Source organism: Paenibacillus sp. J53TS2 (genome assembly GCF_018403305.1).
Taxonomy (GTDB): Bacteria; Bacillota; Bacilli; order Paenibacillales; family Paenibacillaceae; genus Fontibacillus; species Fontibacillus rhizolycopersici.
Genome location: NZ_BOSK01000004.1, coordinates 421,223 through 438,070, shown reverse-complemented (window position 1 = coordinate 438,070; position 16,848 = coordinate 421,223). Strand labels below are relative to the sequence as shown.

General features: G+C 53.5%; 12 protein-coding genes. All 12 read right to left on the bottom strand.

All coding sequences use genetic code 11. The features are described from left to right. Positions 1-19: 19 nt before the first annotated feature. Positions 20-2,110 carry a hypothetical protein gene (locus KJS42_RS12160; protein WP_213622985.1) on the bottom strand — a complete coding sequence of 697 codons (2,091 nt, stop codon included), beginning with the start codon at positions 2,108-2,110 and terminating at the stop codon, positions 20-22. Further along, positions 2,100-3,926, bottom strand: coding sequence for a P-loop NTPase family protein (locus tag KJS42_RS12155; protein WP_213622984.1), 1,827 nt, complete (start codon positions 3,924-3,926; stop codon positions 2,100-2,102). Before KJS42_RS12155 ends, KJS42_RS12160 begins: the two co-directional genes overlap by 11 nt. A 3-nt stretch (positions 3,927-3,929) precedes the next feature. Then, the gene (locus KJS42_RS12150) at positions 3,930-4,772 is read right to left on the bottom strand and encodes a hypothetical protein (protein WP_213622983.1); all 843 of its coding nucleotides are present in this window, start codon (positions 4,770-4,772) and stop codon (positions 3,930-3,932) included. Further along, positions 4,769-5,476, bottom strand: a complete 708-nt coding sequence (locus tag KJS42_RS12145; protein WP_193416174.1) for a hypothetical protein — start codon at positions 5,474-5,476, stop codon at positions 4,769-4,771. Before KJS42_RS12145 ends, KJS42_RS12150 begins: the two co-directional genes overlap by 4 nt. A gap of 14 nt (positions 5,477-5,490) precedes the next feature. After that, positions 5,491-6,447: an SAF domain-containing protein gene (locus KJS42_RS12140; protein WP_155605876.1), complete on the bottom strand. Its 957-nt coding sequence runs from the start codon at positions 6,445-6,447 to the stop codon at positions 5,491-5,493. 19 nt (positions 6,448-6,466) lie between these two features. Then, positions 6,467-7,996, bottom strand: coding sequence for a serine/threonine protein kinase (locus KJS42_RS12135; protein WP_213622982.1), 1,530 nt, complete (start codon positions 7,994-7,996; stop codon positions 6,467-6,469). A 176-nt stretch (positions 7,997-8,172) separates the two neighbouring features. Next, entirely contained in the window at positions 8,173-9,552 is a 1,380-nt protein-coding gene (locus KJS42_RS12130; protein WP_213622981.1) for a cyclic-phosphate processing receiver domain-containing protein, read from the bottom strand. Positions 9,553-9,606: 54 nt separating this feature from the next. Then, positions 9,607-10,461, bottom strand: coding sequence for a deoxyribonuclease IV (locus KJS42_RS12125; RefSeq protein ID WP_155605873.1), 855 nt, complete (start codon positions 10,459-10,461; stop codon positions 9,607-9,609). After that, positions 10,451-11,269: an Fpg/Nei family DNA glycosylase gene (locus KJS42_RS12120; RefSeq protein ID WP_213622980.1), complete on the bottom strand. Its 819-nt coding sequence runs from the start codon at positions 11,267-11,269 to the stop codon at positions 10,451-10,453. The genes KJS42_RS12125 and KJS42_RS12120 overlap by 11 nt, the downstream gene beginning before the upstream one ends. A gap of 21 nt (positions 11,270-11,290) precedes the next feature. Further along, positions 11,291-12,109 carry a TIGR01457 family HAD-type hydrolase gene (locus KJS42_RS12115; protein WP_244868455.1) on the bottom strand — a complete coding sequence of 273 codons (819 nt, stop codon included), beginning with the start codon at positions 12,107-12,109 and terminating at the stop codon, positions 11,291-11,293. Positions 12,110-12,308: 199 nt separating this feature from the next. Then, positions 12,309-13,247 carry a ribonuclease Z gene (gene rnz / locus KJS42_RS12110; protein ID WP_213622979.1) on the bottom strand — a complete coding sequence of 313 codons (939 nt, stop codon included), beginning with the start codon at positions 13,245-13,247 and terminating at the stop codon, positions 12,309-12,311. 98 nt (positions 13,248-13,345) lie between these two features. Further along, the gene (metH, locus tag KJS42_RS12105; protein ID WP_213622978.1) at positions 13,346-16,789 is read right to left on the bottom strand and encodes a methionine synthase; all 3,444 of its coding nucleotides are present in this window, start codon (positions 16,787-16,789) and stop codon (positions 13,346-13,348) included. Between the last annotated feature and the right edge of the window lie 59 nt (positions 16,790-16,848).

Sequence of the window (16,848 nt, the reverse complement as noted above, 5' to 3'; positions counted from 1 at the left end):
TAAGTGCCTCCTTTATTCCTCACAATTTTTGGAGTTGATCAAAATACAAGCTCATCTGTTCAAAACTCATCCAGATCAGCGGAATGACCAAATAGGCGAATACGAGCGCATACATTGGGGTAAATCCAATGATTCGTCCCCAACCGGCTTTAACCTCCAGTGACTTCTCGTAATCCAGCCGCCGCCGCTCAAATTGATAAGACATATCGCTGTCGAGATCGTCAAAAGCGTCAGCGACTGTAAGTTTTTCCGACGCCAGCAGTAATTTGTCCGCCAAACGTTGGAAATCCTCCAGTATAACCTCCTCCCTCAACTCCACGAGTGCCTCCTCCGGGTTATGTCCATAATCCAGCAGGCATTTTTGCAGGGGGACTCGAAAGATCACGGCATAAGAAGCCAGCCATTCCAAAATTTCTTCCACGGAGATGCGCTCCAGCTCCCGCAGGATAGCAATCATCGTTAGCATCTGATACACCTCATGGCGCATGTCCATCAACCTTATCCATCGCTGGAATTGCACTGTCCAAAGCGGCAACTGGTAACCGGCCAACCCGGCCAGAACAGCGAGCCCAACCTCCCACCACCTGAGGTATTCCTGATTCCACCGCTGCAGCTTGTCCATGACCCGACGGGCAGCCTCAGACAGCTCTTCATGGGAACTCCCTCCCCCGAATCTTTCTTGCATCGTTTCAATGGAGCGGGCGATCGCGTCATAACCGGCCGTCGCCGACATCTCCATTTCCCGCATCACCGCAGCGTCCCTTTCGGCGTCCAGACGTCCGGCCTCTATCGCATCCTTCGGCAAAGCACCGAAAAAGGACGCAGTGGCGGGAGGTTCCGTCATTATGCGCTGCTGGGCTAGATGGTGGATCACAAGGAATGCACCCAAGGTAACGATCAAGCCCATGGAAAATGCGCAAATCCGCCTGACCTGAAACCATTCGAGCCGCAGCTGATGGTTTGTCTCCTTCAGCAGTTGAGAGATTCGATGATAGGTTACGGACTCGACAGTAGGAACAAACCGGCGACAGATGCGTCCAAGGATTCGATGCGCATAGATCCTCGCTTCCCAAGGCTGTTTCACCGGTTTGGCTCGATAGCTTGTTTCTTCTTCGCTTTTGAGCTTTTGCAACAGAACGTAACTGAACAAGATGGTCAGAAATAGGCCGATTTTGATCCATATCCCCGCTTTGCTCAAGTAAAATGAGTCCATAAGCGGGAAATGACCTCTAGCCCAAACTTCGACGGGCTTTGTAAAAAAGACCGGCAACAATGCGATCCCATGCAGCCCTTTGAGCAGGTAGTCGAGCCTTTTCTTTCGGATTAGCTCCAATTGAACTTCACCGGTTAAACGGCTGATGCCGCGGAGATACAGGGAACCTTCCGCAGATTTGCGATCGCCGTATTCCGATACTAATCGGGAAATGCCGGCAAAGGCTTTCAAATAGCGGCTTGGCGCCGTTTCAACATACTTCTCCAGCGCTTCGTCCGGATCGGAATCCTCCAGTGCTTCGTTGATCAAATGAGCATGAACCCCGATCTCACGGCCTGTCGTCTCGCCGGCTTCCTCAATCGCATCCGACACCATGCCATGCCGATGATAGGCGTGCCGGACCGCGGCATAAAAACCTAACAGTTGCTCAAGCAGCTTGGTTTCCAAGCGATTAATGTAACCATCAAGTATCAAACCCTGCAGAACGGCAGCGGCAATGAGCAGTGACAAAAAGAAAACCCAATCAGGATTCAACGCGGTCAACGCCGCGATCGATGCGGCAAACGTCCCCGTTATACCATAGGTCATTTTCATCGTTTGACGCCTGAGTTCCATCTCGTCATTAGGATGAATGACCGCCAAACGCAATCGAACTTTCCCGACGTAGTGCCGGAGCGGCAACACCTTCATCCAAACGGTATATGATTTAAGATAGAACGAGGAGATCCGCAACTTCATCCAGCGCAGAGGTTGTTGCGAAGACGTTCCGCCCGCGCCCCAAGCATCTGCCCATAGCGGATTTTCCCTATTACCGAGCATCTGACTGACGACAACCAATCCGGCAAAGCCACTTAGGGATATTCCTAGAACTAACAGCAGGATCGTCTTAAGCTCCAACCGTCTCCCCCCAATACATGCAGACAAACCGTTCAAAATCCGCCGCGTCCTCCGGCAGCATCTCACGGGCCATGGCCTCGCGGGATTTAGGCGTAATTGGCCGAACGGCCACGTAACGCCCATTGCGATATTCCATAATCACCCGCTCCTCATAGCCTGCCTGATCAATCGTCTCCCGTTGACAGCATTCGGTGATCCGTTCGATATAACGCCTCCCTGACCTATCTCGGCGCAAGTGAATGTCAAAATCGATGACCGAAGCCACCTGCATCTCGGCGATTCTTTCGTCGCGAAACACACCAGCTTTCAAAAGCGAGTTACGCAGCGACTCGATAAGGTCACGGAATGTTTTGGCGTGATGCGTAAACAAGGTAAACAAGCTGGCGACTTGCGCCATTTGCACCATCCAGGCGGCAACCTCGTCTGTCGCTACCTCGCCGAGAATGTGGACGGTGCCGTCGGTCTTCTTTTGCAAGTCCAACGCGGCTTGCCCGCTTACGTAATCAGTCTCCCGGAAACTTAAAATATTCCGTCCGCTGTATAAGCGCCGCAAATGAAGCTCGAAGGACATTTCTTGTACGCGAAGCGTATAGGAGGCGTAAATATGTTTAATCATCGCCATCAGCAGCGTAGTTTTGCCCGAACCTTGAGAACCGGTAATCGAGGTGATCCGGCTTCCCTTCATGAAGTATTTGAGCAGTCCCAGCGGAAGCTCTGCATGTTCGCCTTGAATCAAATGTTCCAACGAAGCGCTGGGGATATCGAACTTCCGGACGAAAAAAGCCCAGGATTCCGCAAAAGGAGGTCGAACAACCACAATCCGCGAACCGTCCTTCATTTCGTTCACCTTATACCCATTAACCTCTGACAACTGACCGGGCAGATTAAACTTGTAGATGTTTTGACAAACCCGTTTGAGCTCCGCTTCACTGCCAAAGGACAGGAATGCCAGACGGATGCTCTTTCCTTTGTAGAAGATCCAGACGCTGTCCCAAGCGTAAGTAATTATTTCGCCGTCCTCGTCAACCTCAGTCATGACCCTATCGGTTACTCCATTCTCATAACCCGGAACAGGGGTCGCTTCAGTTGCCGCATATCCGCTCGGTATCCCACTGACACCGCCGCTTAGTCCGTCGATTCGCATTTCCCGCAGCTCGTCCACCACCGAGAAGCCTTTATACATTTGGTAAACGCGCTGGACCACGAGGTCTAGCTTCTCCTGAAACGTAAGGGCGCGGTATTCCAAGAAAAAGATACGGTCAACGTCTTCCCCAGTCATTTCATATACCGGGGAACCGTCGGCGAACTTTGGTGGTTTCGGTTCATCCAGCGAATAGTCTTCCATCATTTGAGCGAACCCTTCGGTACCGTAACGTTGCTTATATAAGTACAACACGATGTCGAAGCGGTCTTGGACCGTTAACAATTCCCTGCGCTGAAACGGCAGGATCCGGTCGATGTGGTGTTCATTGATCCCATAATCGCCCACCAGGATGTCACGGATAAACGCCTTTATATATTGTTTATCCTGCGGGTCTCCATACGTGCATCCACGAAGTGCTTGGCGAAGTTCTGCCCGCGCTTTGGCTTTGCGATTCCAAGCTTCCTCGCTCACCCCCCAATCATTTCCGGTCGAACGACTAAGTTCATGTAGCCTTACCTTAATATAAGACGCAATGGCCGAAAGCTCGTATCGATCCTCGCCAATCCAACGATCCGGACCTTTTGTCCCCGCTGTTCGGGCTTTGCGCCAAATAAAGAGAGAAACCGTCAGTACCAGGAGCGCTATCAATAAGCCGTTGGTCAGTCCGTTCAATCTCTACGCCCCCTTCTCTGCCAGAGATATGGAAGTGCCTGTACTCGCTGTCAATTCCAACAGCTTATTCCCTAACTCGCGGTACCCTTTGATGAGAAGCTCCCGCTCTCCGCCTCGTTTGGGCCAAAGTGGATTTTGACGAAAATACGTCAAGATGTTGCGGTCGTTCCAGGCATCAGAGAACTCCGTAAGATGCGGGAGGCCAACCATGGGCAGCGATAAGGGATACCGGCGTTTCAAATTGTTCATCCCCCAACGGGAATGGGGATCAAAGGGCGAAATGACGACGATCAAATTCGTCTGCTGATCGCCATGTCCGGAACCCATATCCGCGAACAGCTCGTCCAGGATTCCCAGCCGATGCGGCTGTACCACCACGAATACGTCGCCTTTACGGTGATTCCGCAATACCTCGCTTAACGGCTGACCATGCGCATGAAGGATCAGCCAATCGTACGTTTGCTCCGCCATCGCCAGCACTTCGGTGACAGCTTTCTTTTCGGTTTCCTGCCAAGCGGAATCGCCTAATCGCGTCCCGCATACGAGATCCAGGCGACCGCGCAGTAATGGAACTGTATAATCGGCAAAATTGCTCCGTGAAAGACGCCCGCTTGCTTGCAGGCGGAGAAGTGCATCGAAACCATGCTCCGGGATCGCTTCATCTGCGTAGAGCTCACCGTGGAGGCGGACGGTTTGTCGCAGTCCCTCCTCAATGCCGAAGTCGGCAGATCCTTCATTGACCAGAAGCATCCGCTGCGGATGCCTTAAACCTAATGATATTGCAGTGGCTACGGCGGCTTCGGCGGCTCCGCCCAAACCGCCGTCCCAAAACACAAAACGGCTCATGCCTGCCCCCGTTCCGCCTGGCGGACAGCGCGCTTGACGATGGCGTGATCCCAGCATGCCAGCTCGCTCAGCAGTTCGCGAAGCGCTCTTTTATAAGAACGGGAGAGACTCCCAAGGCGTAGCCGCTGGGTATGTTCGTTCTCCAACTGAGCAGCCAGATTCGATTCGTTCCAAGGAATGCAAAGCTCTGCAGAGCGCCATTCCAGCGGAAGACCGTCCAACAAACTCAGAATAAACCGACTGTTGACGCTGCTGTCGATCGTACGGATAAAGACCGGTCGGACGGCCAACCCGCGAAGCTGGGGCCAAAGGTCAAACAAGCTGCGGAACCACTGTCTACTCGCCTCCACTTCATAACGCTCATACGTCGTGACCCAAACGATTTCGTCTGCAGACGTAAACAGCTCTGGTGTCAGGCCGTTTAGCTTATCAACATCATGCAATTCGTAATCGTAAGCAGAGGTCTTCACTTCGTCGCTCATATTTGTTAGGGGGCTTGAGAAACCCGTTCCCCCCGTCGCCACATCAAACCCGTAAAACTCCATAATCGGAAGAGACGAATCTCCGCCAATCGAATACCGGTATTTTCCGTTCTCCGTACCGTCTCTTAGCAGGACCTTCGAGCCGGCCGTAGCCAACACGCTGCATAAATACAATAAAAGGTCGCGTTTATCGCTTTTTCCTACGAATAACCATCGCTTCACGCCATTCTCTCCTCTCATTTCTCCGAACCCAGCTCAAAACGGTCGGATACCGCCGAGGTTCCGTCCGCTACGGGACTCCCGGACGCGACGTTTCCGCCCTGAACCTGGGAATTCGAACGCATGATCTGCGTCTGACTGTTCGCAAATTCGGAAGCCCGCTGCGGGGACATCGAGGATAAATCACTTTCCAGGCCGGACCGCGCCGTGTTGCTGAGACGAAGTGACTGTTCCGCCTTCTGCACGATATTCGGATCTTTGCGGATCAACGACATGACCCCTTCATTGACCGGGTACGTCGGCACCGGTTTGCTTTGCAGATTCGGCTCGACATAAGCGAGTGCATAGATTGAAGCTTTATGTAAATAAGCGTCTACGATCGCGCTCGACAGCGAAAGAATTTCCGCTTCACCAAGCGTCACCGTCAACGTCTCGGAGCTCAAGGTCTCCACCTTCTTCTTGGATAACAAAATATAGTCCTGGCCGGTCGGGAATTGAATTCGGATGTCGAGGACGTCATTTTCTTTCAGCGCCTTCGGAAGCTGGACGAATGCCATTTCTCGCCAGCGCAAATCAGCGGGAATCGGCTCCTCCTCATAAAGCAAAGTTTCCGTCAGAGGCGTTAACGAACGAAGCGATATTTTCGCGTATTTCCCCGCTATCGCTTCCTGCGACTTCAAGAGATCTGCAGGAACGCTGTCCGCAGGCAACTCCACCCGCCTTAAGTCGCCTGACCCGATCCGGTTTCCCGCGGGAATATCCCGCGTCAGTACCCATCCCTGAATCGTCCGTTGCTGCACCTGATCGCGTAAACCGGCCAGCCGGGCTTCATAATCCTGAACCATGGCGGCCCGCGCGGCATGCACTTGTCTTTCCCGCACAACCGCATACCCCGTGAACAATGCGCCGGCAACAACAACACCGATGAGTCCAGATAGCAGCAACTGTTTGGTTTTCTGCCTAAATCTTGGCATAGTTCAATCCACAACCTTTCTAAGTTTTGGGTTTAACCAGGAATCGAAGGCTCGCCCGTTTGGACTTCGTCAGTAGATTCCCACAAACTTCCTGAAGCGCGTGAGTCATCGAAGGCGCAGGATCATAAGGGTTCGGATCCGCAGGAAGGGCGTATACGCTCTTCGTGCGTAATGATTTGCGGATCCGACGCAAGCCGGAGGTCGAAGCGAACGGTACACAAAACCTCCAGGATGGCGGAAACTGCCCGATAGAACCTAAGGTTCCTGCGAAATGTTCCAGTTCCTCGACACTCCACTCCGCCCCGGAACCGACAATGATGGAAAGATCCGCGCGGCGGAATTCCTCAAGCAGTTCCTTGCTACGACCGGTTCCCAGATCGCAGACGATGCATCCGAAACCTTCGGACAACAACGAGATGAAATCCGCACGCGCTGTCAATTTGGCGTAAGCTACTTGGCCGATTCGGAACCGGCTCCCTGTTTTCCTGTTCTCCGCAGACGCCTCCTCATCCAAGTGTCGAGCTAAACGGGGGAACGCCGAAGACTTGGAATCCATCTCCACGATCGCTACCTTCTTGATGCTGCGTGCCAACATATGAGCGAGGGCAATGGCCGTATGGGTTGTGCCCGCTCCCGCCGATGCGCCAACGATGCCGACTATGGCGGGTCGACCGCTGAAATCAATGACATCCCCTGACGTCTTGAGCGTTGAACCCAATATTGCCGACCTGGATGTCTCAGGACGTGGACGCAGGAGAGTAACTAGAGCTTCACTAACCTCCTCGGCCGAACTGAAGCGGTCTTCGGGCCGAGTCTGCAACAGTGTGGTCACGATGGGCTCTAGACGTTCACACCCTTGGTCTCGTAAAGCCGCCGCTGCCTCAGGAGTCCAGACCGGAAATCGCCCCCCCGTCCCCATATAGAGTAGGACCGCGCCCAGGGAATAAAGATCGGTACGCGCATCGCTTTGCCGATCGCCATATTGCTCCGGGGCAGCGAAGCCGACGGTCCCGAGCTGCACCGTATCTTCCGTTTTGCCGTCCGTAAAGGTGCGGGCAATTCCGAAATCCACGAACCGAAGCTCCCCTTTGTCGTCGACCAGCAGATTAGCCGGCTTAACGTCCCGATGGATGACCGGAGGCTCATGTCGATGCAAATACCGTAGACCATCAGTGATTTGGAGGCCAAATCGAACCAGCAGCTCCATCGGTATCCGCCCCGCCCTGGCGCGGATGAATTGGTCCAAAGGTACGCCTTGAATATAATCCATGACAATATAGGAATAACCGTCCCGATCTGGATCAATGAAGTCGACGATCCGCGGCAATCGGTGATGATTCAGCTGAATCAACAGCTTGACTTCCTTGGCAACGGTCGCCGGTCCACCCGGTACGTCTAAGCATTCCTTTACTGCCCATAACTTCCCCGGCAGTTTCAGATCTTCAGCCAAATAAACCCGGCTCATGCCGCCTTGCCCGATCATTTGTTCAATTCGGTAACGTTCGGCCAATAAGACGCCCGGCGCGATTTTGGGAACGAATCTTGCCATAACTCCTCCTTTCCTGCACGCAAAAAAGGGAAAGCTCCCTCGTCATTCCTCGGCCCTTCGGCCAAGTTGACAGGGGATGCTTTCCCTATTGCGATCATTGTATAATTTTGGAATCAGTATAGGACGGCTTGCGTCAAATGTAAAGCACTTTTTTTCAAAGCCATTAATTCACGCCGTTAATATTTAATCATATAGAGCGTGATTTCATCCCGGTTATGAAACAGCTGCTTCGCCCGCTGTACCTGAAGTCGAGCCTCTTGAAATAGGTCGGTGACTTCTTGAATCAACGCCATCGGTTTCTTGGTCAACAGCTTTACCGTCACAATCGCAGTTCCTCCCGGAACCAACGCGTACAGCAGCTCTGTCACGAGCCTAGCCGTCAATTTCGGGCTCCAGCTCATGTCGCAAACCAGAAGATCGAATTGATTCTCTTTGAATTTTACTCGACTCGCGTTCCGTTGCAAGAATGTCAGCTTGGGTGAAGACAACAACGACGGATGCAGTTTCCCCGTGTCTACCGCCGTTACGCTTAAGCCCCGTTCCAGCAGGAACGAGGTCCAACCGCCCGGTGCCGCGCCGATATCCAGCGCTTCACGGAACGATTCGAACGGAATGCCGAAGGCCGATTCGGCCTCCAGAAGCTTGAATTTCGCCCGGGAGATTTGACCCTCCTCCTTACGGAAGCGGATCGCGCCGCCGTTCCAATCAGAAAGGTTATCTTGCGGATGCGCCACACCGGCATAAATCCGGTCTGCTCCCGCAAACACCGAGATGATCCAGTCGGCATCCCGCACCACGAAATCCGCAACGGAGACATCGTTTAGCGCTTCCTGCAGACGGTCCTTAAGTTCAAGTGCCGTTCCCGACCAAAGTCCATCGTCCGATTTGCGCGCCTGTACAGCTATTTTGGCCCCAGGAAGTCGAAAATCGGCCATCAAATACTTCCGCAGCGGTTCAAGCCAATCCTCCGGCTTCACCTCTTCCGCTTCCCCCGGGCACCACTCCCAATCGACCAGGAATGTATGCCGCAGAAAAATCGGCGGAGCTTGACGCAGCTGATGCTGCACATTTTCTGGCATCGCCTGCAGCGAGGCCGCAAATACTTCGCCGGGGATGAGCATGGAACTCTTTACGCTGCCGAACGTGCGGCGCAACTCCTCCTGCGCATAGGGCGCAAAGCCATGATTGGCCGTGCAAATCCATTTGGAATGCGGAGGCACTTTGCAGTTTCGGGCGATATCCTCCAACCGTTCGAACGGAATCGGTCCGTTATGCAACTGAACTTGCTCCGGCAAGCCTTGGTACAGGATTTCGTACATGCTTTTTTTTCCGGAAATGCTGGAGGTGTGAAGATAAATTTCTCTCGGAAAAAGTCCTTCCCGAACCATGGCAGCCGCCATTTCCGTCCCGGTAGGTTCTTCCGGTCCCATATCGTAATCCAGCGATAAGATGTCTACTTCCGTCAAACGAAGCAGCTCCAGACACTCCTCGACGGTGCGCGCTAACGTAAATCCCTGCGGACATCGGCGAAAATCGTCCATATATACATGAATCAATAGTGTTCTTCCTTTCCCGCGGTATTTCACTCCAAGCGGAGTCAGGTTGTCTTTCTAGGCCTCCGCCCACCGTCTCACTCGCTCCATATCCTCTCTGTAGGTCCCATCTTCCCCGGTTTCGCTCTCAAAAATAAGCGGGGATTTCCGGATCGCGTCGATCTGCAGCAGCCAGCGAAAGCCGGCTTCACCGATATGGCCCTGGCCCACTCGGGCGTGACGGTCCTTGCGCGATAATACCGGGTATCTTGAATCGTTCAGGTGGACGGCACATAAACCGTCCCAAAACTGAAGCTCCTTGGCTTTAACCGTGAAGCTCTCATCTCCTTCGCCTTGCCACATCCCCGCTCCAAAAGCATGACAGGTATCCAGGCAAAAGCCGATGCGCTCCGAATCTCGGCACAGGTTGCGGATCTGGACCAACTCTTCGATCGTCATCCCCATGTCGCCGTGATCACCAGCCTGGTTCTCGATGAGCAGCTTTGCCGAGCCCCGCCAACCGGAGAGCACATCATTAATACATTGTATAATATTTTGATATCCTTGTAAGGGGTTTCCTGACTTAAATGTGCCAAAATGTACAACGATCCCAATGGAGCCGCACGCTTCCGCGATTTCCAGGTCGTTGCGCAGCGAAGCCACCACTCGGTTGTAGGCGTCCTCGTCAGCGTCCTTGCCAATGGCGAGATTACTGGGATAAGGCGTATGCGCTATCGAGGCCAGGTCATGCTTCTGGCACAGCATTCGGCACTGCTCCGCATCCCGCAGATCAAACGGTTTCACCGTCAGGCTTCGCGGATTTTTCGGAAAATACTGAAAAGCGCCGGCCCCCAGTTGCAGGGCGGCCTTGGCAGCGCCAAAGTAGCCGCCCCGTATGCTTAAATGTCCCCCAACCTTCACCTTAACGGTCATGCTGGCAACCGGGGCTGTAAAACACTTTGCGCCCGTTCATTTCCGCTTTCACGATGGTGTCGCCGCAACGCGGACAAGTCTCTCCCTCCCGGTCGTACACCCGGCATGTATCGTTCGATCCTCCAGTCAGCTTGTCGTCCCGGGTCAGCGGCATCTCCACATACCCGCCGGCCTCCGTCGCCTCGATGAGCACGTCCCGGACTGCTTGGTAAAGGCGAGAAAAATCCTCGTCGCTCAAATTTTGCAGTTTAGCCGTCGGCAGCAGTTCGGCGGCGAATGCAATTTCATCCGCGTAACAATTCCCGATTCCGGCGATGACATCCTGATTAACGAGCGTCGTCTTCAGGCTTCCCCGCCGCTTGCGCAGCAGAGCGGTAAACCGCTCTGCGTTCATCCGCCGGTCAAGGAGCTCCGGCCCCAGATGAGACAGCAGTTCCTCCGCTTCCTTGGCGCTATGTAGATGCAGATGACCAAGACGCAACCCAATGAAATACAACACATGGGACTCCCCGAAGGTAATTTCGACCTGAGTGCTGCGATCCGGGCGGTCCTCCTTGGAACCGAGGTACAGCAACCCGCCAAGCATCAAGTGGAGCAGCAATCTTCGTCCGTTATCCAGGTGGAACAGAAGATGTTTGCCCCGGCGCTCGACGAAAATCACTTGTCTTCCTATCAGTTCCCGGATAAACTCCTCCCCCGGTAAGTTCACTGATTTCTCCCGGCCTACGACGACCTCGGTAATCGGGAGATCCAAAATATGCTGCGAAAGCTGTATTCGATAATTTTCCATCTCCGGCAATTCCGGCATGGTGCATCTTTCCCTTCATTCTTATAAGTTCGATCCACAGATCCATGTTCTGACTTCCGCCAGATCACGACATACGACATCCACCAACACGCCCGAAGATTTCACAAAGTCCGGCAGGTTGTCGGCCGTCGTGACACCGGTTAATGTCAGAATGGTCCCGCAGCCGGCATTCACTCCTGCAGCAATATCCGTATGCAGATTATCTCCGATGACCGCCACTTCCGAAGCCGCTAGTCCAAGCCTAGCAATGGCAAAATCCATCAAGGGAGCCGCCGGTTTACCGATCACCACAGGCTTCACGCCCGAGGCCGCCTGAATGGCCGCAGAAAGAGTTCCGGCCCCAGGCATCAAACCCTCCTGAGTGGGCAGCAGCAAGTCGGGATTGGTTAAAACATAACGCGCTCCCCCTCGAATCCACCTTGCAGCCCGGGTTAACGTTTCGTATGTAAAGTGGCGATCAATGCCTTGGACCACCACATCCGGTTCTTCCGAGATCAACTGGAGTCCAGCTTCATTTAGCGCCTTTGTAAGTCCGGCTTCGCCGATGGCCGCCACCTTGCAGCCCGGCTGATCCTCGGCTATATACCTGGCTGCTGCAACCGCTGACGTGCAAACCTCCTCCGCCCGGGCCGATATGCCCATCGCCTCCAAATGCGCGGCGACCTCCGCAGGCGTCCGCGAGGAATTGTTCGTAACAAACAGGAAGGGAATCCGCTTTGCACGCAAGGCGGAGATCAAATCATCCGCACCCGGGATCATCTTAGGCCCATGATATAAAGTACCGTCCAAATCAATGAGATAGGCCTTCCAATCCTTTGGCAAAATCCTCATCCTTTCCATTCAACGATGTCTCCTATTATTGTACCTAGGAAACCCGCGATCAGGCAAATTTTTCCGTTATGTTTTCGAGGCCGTGTCAAAAAAGAGCTTCGATCCGCCACCTGGCGTCGAACCAACACGAATGGTGAGAAAACAGGACCTTTTCTCCTTGCCAAACTTTGAAATGCCCTGTCAGTTCCTGCGCTTTCCCGGAAAATAATTATTTCCTCCCGCAGCGTCGCGCCACCGGATATAGCACATGTTCACGGGCCAGCTGCGCGTTCGGGAATACCGCATGGGCTTCCTCCTGCAGGCGTAACAGCTGATCATCCGATTTGTAGCGCGAGCTGAAATGGGTCAGCAAAAGTTGCTGCACACCAGCTTCCTTGGCAGCCTCCGCCGCTTGCTTGGCTGTACTGTGATGATAATCGTGCGCGGTTTTCGCCAGTTCATCCAAAAAGGTTGCCTCGTGTACAAGCATATCAGCCTCTTGGGCCAAGGTTAATGCGGAATTGCACGGGCGCGTATCGCCGAGAATGGTCACGATTCTCCCGGCTTTAGGTTCTCCGAGCACATCCTTCGCATGCAGCGTTTCGCCGCTTGGGGCCACAACGCTTTCGCCGCGTTTAAGTTTGCCGTACAGTGGGCCGGGACGAATTCCGTACCGTTCCAATACGGCGGCGTCTAGCTTACCGGGTAAATCTTTTTCAATCACCCGATAACCGTAGCTGTCGATTCGATGCTCCAACAGTGCCGCCTCGACCCGAAACGTTTCATCCTCGAACAAGACGCCGCCTTGATGCTCCACGATCTCCAGCTTATAGTTAATACGCGATTCGCTAAGCGAAAGCGTCGTCTCTATGAATTTCTTCAAGCCCTTTGGACCGTAAATGACCAGGGGGGTATCCCCTCCCTGATAGGCACGGCTCGAAATGAGTCCGGGCAAACCAAACAGATGATCTCCATGAAGATGGGTGATAAAAATAGCTTCCAATTTGCTTAATTTCAGCGGTGATCGCAGGATCTGATGCTGGGTGCCCTCACCGCAATCGAACAGCCAGAGAGAACGGCGTTCCTCCAGCAGACGCAAAGCCACTGAGGTCACATTCCGTTCCAAAGACGGTACCCCCGCGTTCGTCCCCAAGAAATAGAGTTCCATGCCTTTATCGTCCTTTACGCTAGAATGGTTCGCATGACGTACAGATTACCAAAACCCTCCGAAGTTCGGAGGGTTTTCCAAGGAGCTTCTTTATGGGATTATACCCCAGCTTTGTCTACGTTAAAATATTGCGCTTCAGGGTGAGCGAAGACCATCGCCGAAACGGAAGCTTCCGGTTCCATCATGAAGCCTTCGGTCAATGTAATGCCGATGTCCCCTGGCTGCATGAGATCAAACAACAATTGCTGGTCTTCAAGATCCGGGCAGGCCGGATAACCAAACGACACGCGAATCCCTTGATAACGTGCGCCGTGGCGCTGTTTCATCGTCATGTTCGCCGGATCCGGGAAGCCCCAGGTATCTCGCATAATATGGTGCACCCGCTCTGCCAGGGCTTCCGCCAGCTCTAATGCTACCGCCTGCAGCACATGGGAGCGCAGATAGTCGCCTTGTTCCTTCCACTTCTCGGACAAGTCCCGAACACCTTGGCCGGCCGTGACGACCAGGAAGCCAACATAATCCATTTGCCCGCTGTCCACGGACTTCAAGAAATCCGCCAAACAGAGGTATGGCTCAACCTTTTGCCGCGGGAAGCTGAATCGCTTCAACACTTTGCCAGGCTCGGCCGGATCATAAATGAGAACGTCGTTGCCGGACGATTGCGCCGGGAAGAACCGATACATGGCTTGCGTACGAATGATGCCGTCCGTTACTGCTTCAAGCAGGATTTGGTCGACCGTCTCCTTCAACTGTACCGCCTTTGCTTCGCCTGACGCTAATTGCTGTTCCACCGAACCGCGAAGCCCAAGATGATGACCAAGTAACATTTGCATATTGATATAAGGCGTGATATGACCAATCGGATAATCGCGAAGCACATGCCGCTCCAGATCGGGCGGAAGATAAATCGGCGCATCCGTCGAAATTTTGGACCGCTCCACGCGGGTCAGTTCTGGCAGCGGTTCAGCAACTGCAACAGCCTGATCGGTCTCTTTTTCCTCTTCCATTTTAAGGCGCATTTGCTCCCGGGCGGCCGGATCCATCAACTTGTTAGCCAAATCGAGGCCGTCCATTGCGTCCTTGGCGTAAACGACCATGCCGTCGTACTCGGGCCGAATCCGCGTTTTGGTAAATTTGCGGGTTAATGCGGCACCACCCACAAGGATTGGAACGTCGATACCGGCATTTCGCAAGTCCTGCGCCGTCGTCACCATTTGCTGCGCCGATTTCACCAGAAGACCGGATAGACCAATCGCATCGGCGTTTTCCTTCCGATACGCTTCGATAATGCGCTCCGGTGGTACTTTTATGCCCAAATTGACGATCTGGTAACCATTATTGGACAGAATGATCTCGACCAGGTTTTTGCCGATATCATGCACATCGCCTTTGACAGTTGCCAGCATGATTTTCCCTTTGACGCTGGTCTCGTTCTTCTCCATAAACGGTTCAAGGTAGGCCACCGACGCCTTCATCACCTCGGCGCTTTGCAGGACCTCGGCAACGATCAGCTCGTTGTTGTTAAACAAACGGCCGACCTCTTCCATCCCCGCCATCAGAGGACCGTTAATGACTTCAAGCGCGGTGTATTTCTTTAACGCTTCTTCCAGATCGGGGATTAAGCCTTCCTTCGTGCCTTCCACAACATAAGAAGCCAACCGTTCCTCAAGCGTGAGCTGTGTGGACTTCACGATCTTCTCCACCTTCTTGTTACGGAAGGCAGCCACAAAGGCGGCCAGCGTCTCGTCGTTGGTTTGATAAATCAGTTCTTCAGCCAGACGGCGTTCTTCATCCGGAATTTTGGCGTAACGCTCCAGTTTCTCCGTATTGACGATCGCGTAATCGAGACCCGCTTTGGTGCATTCGTACAGGAATACGGAGTTCAACACTTCGCGGCCGGCTTCCGGCAAACCAAACGACACGTTACTGATTCCCAGCACGGTGTGAACTTTCGGCAGGGCCTCTTTAATCAGGCGAATCCCTTCGATCGTTTCCTTGGCCGAGCCGATATACTGCTCATCCCCGGTACCCACCGGGAACACGAGCGGATCGAAGATCAAATCCTCCGATTTGAGTCCATATTTGTGAACTAGGAGATCGTGCGAACGTTTAGCGACCTCAAGCTTGTCTTCCCGCGTGATCGCTTGCCCGCGTTCGTCAATGGTACCGACAACTACGGCCGCCCCGAATTTATGAATCAGCGGCGTTACATGTTCGAACTTCTCTTCGCCATCTTCTAAGTTAATGGAGTTAATGATCGACTTGCCCTGACAATATTGGAGCGCCAAATCCAGCACCTTCGGATCTGTCGTATCGATCATTAGCGGTACCTTGACTTTCTTGACGACCAGTTCAAGGAACTTCTTGATATCCTCCGCTTCATCGCGGTCAGGGTCTTGTACGCAAACGTCGACAACCTGTGCTCCGTTCTTCACCTGAGCACGGGCAATTTCCGAAGCTTCTTCGTATTTCCCTTCTACGATCAGCCGTTTAAATTTACGCGAACCCAGAACGTTTGTTCTCTCCCCGACCAAATAAGGACGATTCTCCGATTCAATGTAAACCGGCTCGATCCCGGAAAGCGCCGGCAGATGGCTGCCTGTCAACTCCCGCGGCCGAAAATCCTTCAGCGTATTCGCTAACGCGGCGATATGAGCAGGCGTCGTTCCGCAGCAACCGCCGGCAATGTTCAGCCAGCCTTGCTCGGCGAACGCCGACATTTTCTGGGCGAGAGAATCCGGAGACTCATGGTAAGTGCCGTTTTCGTCCGGCAGACCTGCGTTGGGATGGCAGCTGACCGCCGCCTGCGCAAGACCCGACAAGGTGCGGATATGGTCGCGCATGAACTCCGGTCCGGTCGCACAGTTCAGGCCGATGGAGATTGGATTCAAATGCTCCAGCGAAATGTAAAAAGCTTCAATATTTTGGCCTGCCAACGTCGTGCCCATCGGCTCGATCGTGCCCGAGATCATGATCGGCAGGGTGATCCCCGTATCGGCAAATGCTCGCTTAATCCCGATGCTCCCCGCCTTCACATTTAAGGTATCCTGCGAGGTTTCCAGCATCAGGGCATCAACCCCGGCCTCAATCAGCGCCGAAGCCTGCTCCGCATAGCTGCCTGTCAGTTCGTCGAACGTCACGCCACCGGTAACGGACAAGGTTTTGGTCGTTGGTCCCAGAATACCGACGACATAGCGGGGTTGCTCCGGGGTACTGTATTTTTCCGCAGCCTCGATCGCTAGCTTGGCCGCAGCCAAATTGATTTCACGTGCCCTTTGCGGGATATCGTATTCAGCCAGCACGACGGATGTCGCACCAAACGTATTCGTTTCGATCAAATCGGCACCTGCCTCGAGATATTTCTCGTGGATGCCGCGTATTACATCCGGACGGGTGAGCACAAGCATTTCGTTGCAGCCGTCCAACTCTTCGCCGCCAAAATCGGCCGGAGTTAAGTCTTCCTGCTGAATCATGGTGCCCATGGCGCCATCGAGGATTAATATTCGTTCTTTCATTCTTTCGAGCAGGCTAGGTTTACTCATGATCATGTCCCTCCCGTAAAACGTTATGTTTTAGTTTAACAGAATAAAGCGTTGAAGAA

Bases quoted from the DNA above. Each gene is read 5' to 3' on its own strand.
- rnz (WP_213622979.1), bottom strand. From the start codon at position 13,247: ATGGAACTCTATTTCTTGGGGACGAACGCGGGGGTACCGTCTTTGGAA.
- KJS42_RS12125 (WP_155605873.1), bottom strand. From the start codon at position 10,461: ATGACCGTTAAGGTGAAGGTTGGGGGACATTTAAGCATACGGGGCGGC.
- KJS42_RS12140 (WP_155605876.1), bottom strand. From the start codon at position 6,447: ATGCCAAGATTTAGGCAGAAAACCAAACAGTTGCTGCTATCTGGACTC.
- KJS42_RS12135 (WP_213622982.1), bottom strand. From the start codon at position 7,996: ATGGCAAGATTCGTTCCCAAAATCGCGCCGGGCGTCTTATTGGCCGAA.
- metH (WP_213622978.1), bottom strand. From the start codon at position 16,789: ATGAGTAAACCTAGCCTGCTCGAAAGAATGAAAGAACGAATATTAATC.
- KJS42_RS12115 (WP_244868455.1), bottom strand. From the start codon at position 12,109: ATGGAAAGGATGAGGATTTTGCCAAAGGATTGGAAGGCCTATCTCATT.
- KJS42_RS12150 (WP_213622983.1), bottom strand. From the start codon at position 4,772: ATGAGCCGTTTTGTGTTTTGGGACGGCGGTTTGGGCGGAGCCGCCGAA.
- KJS42_RS12120 (WP_213622980.1), bottom strand. From the start codon at position 11,269: ATGCCGGAATTGCCGGAGATGGAAAATTATCGAATACAGCTTTCGCAG.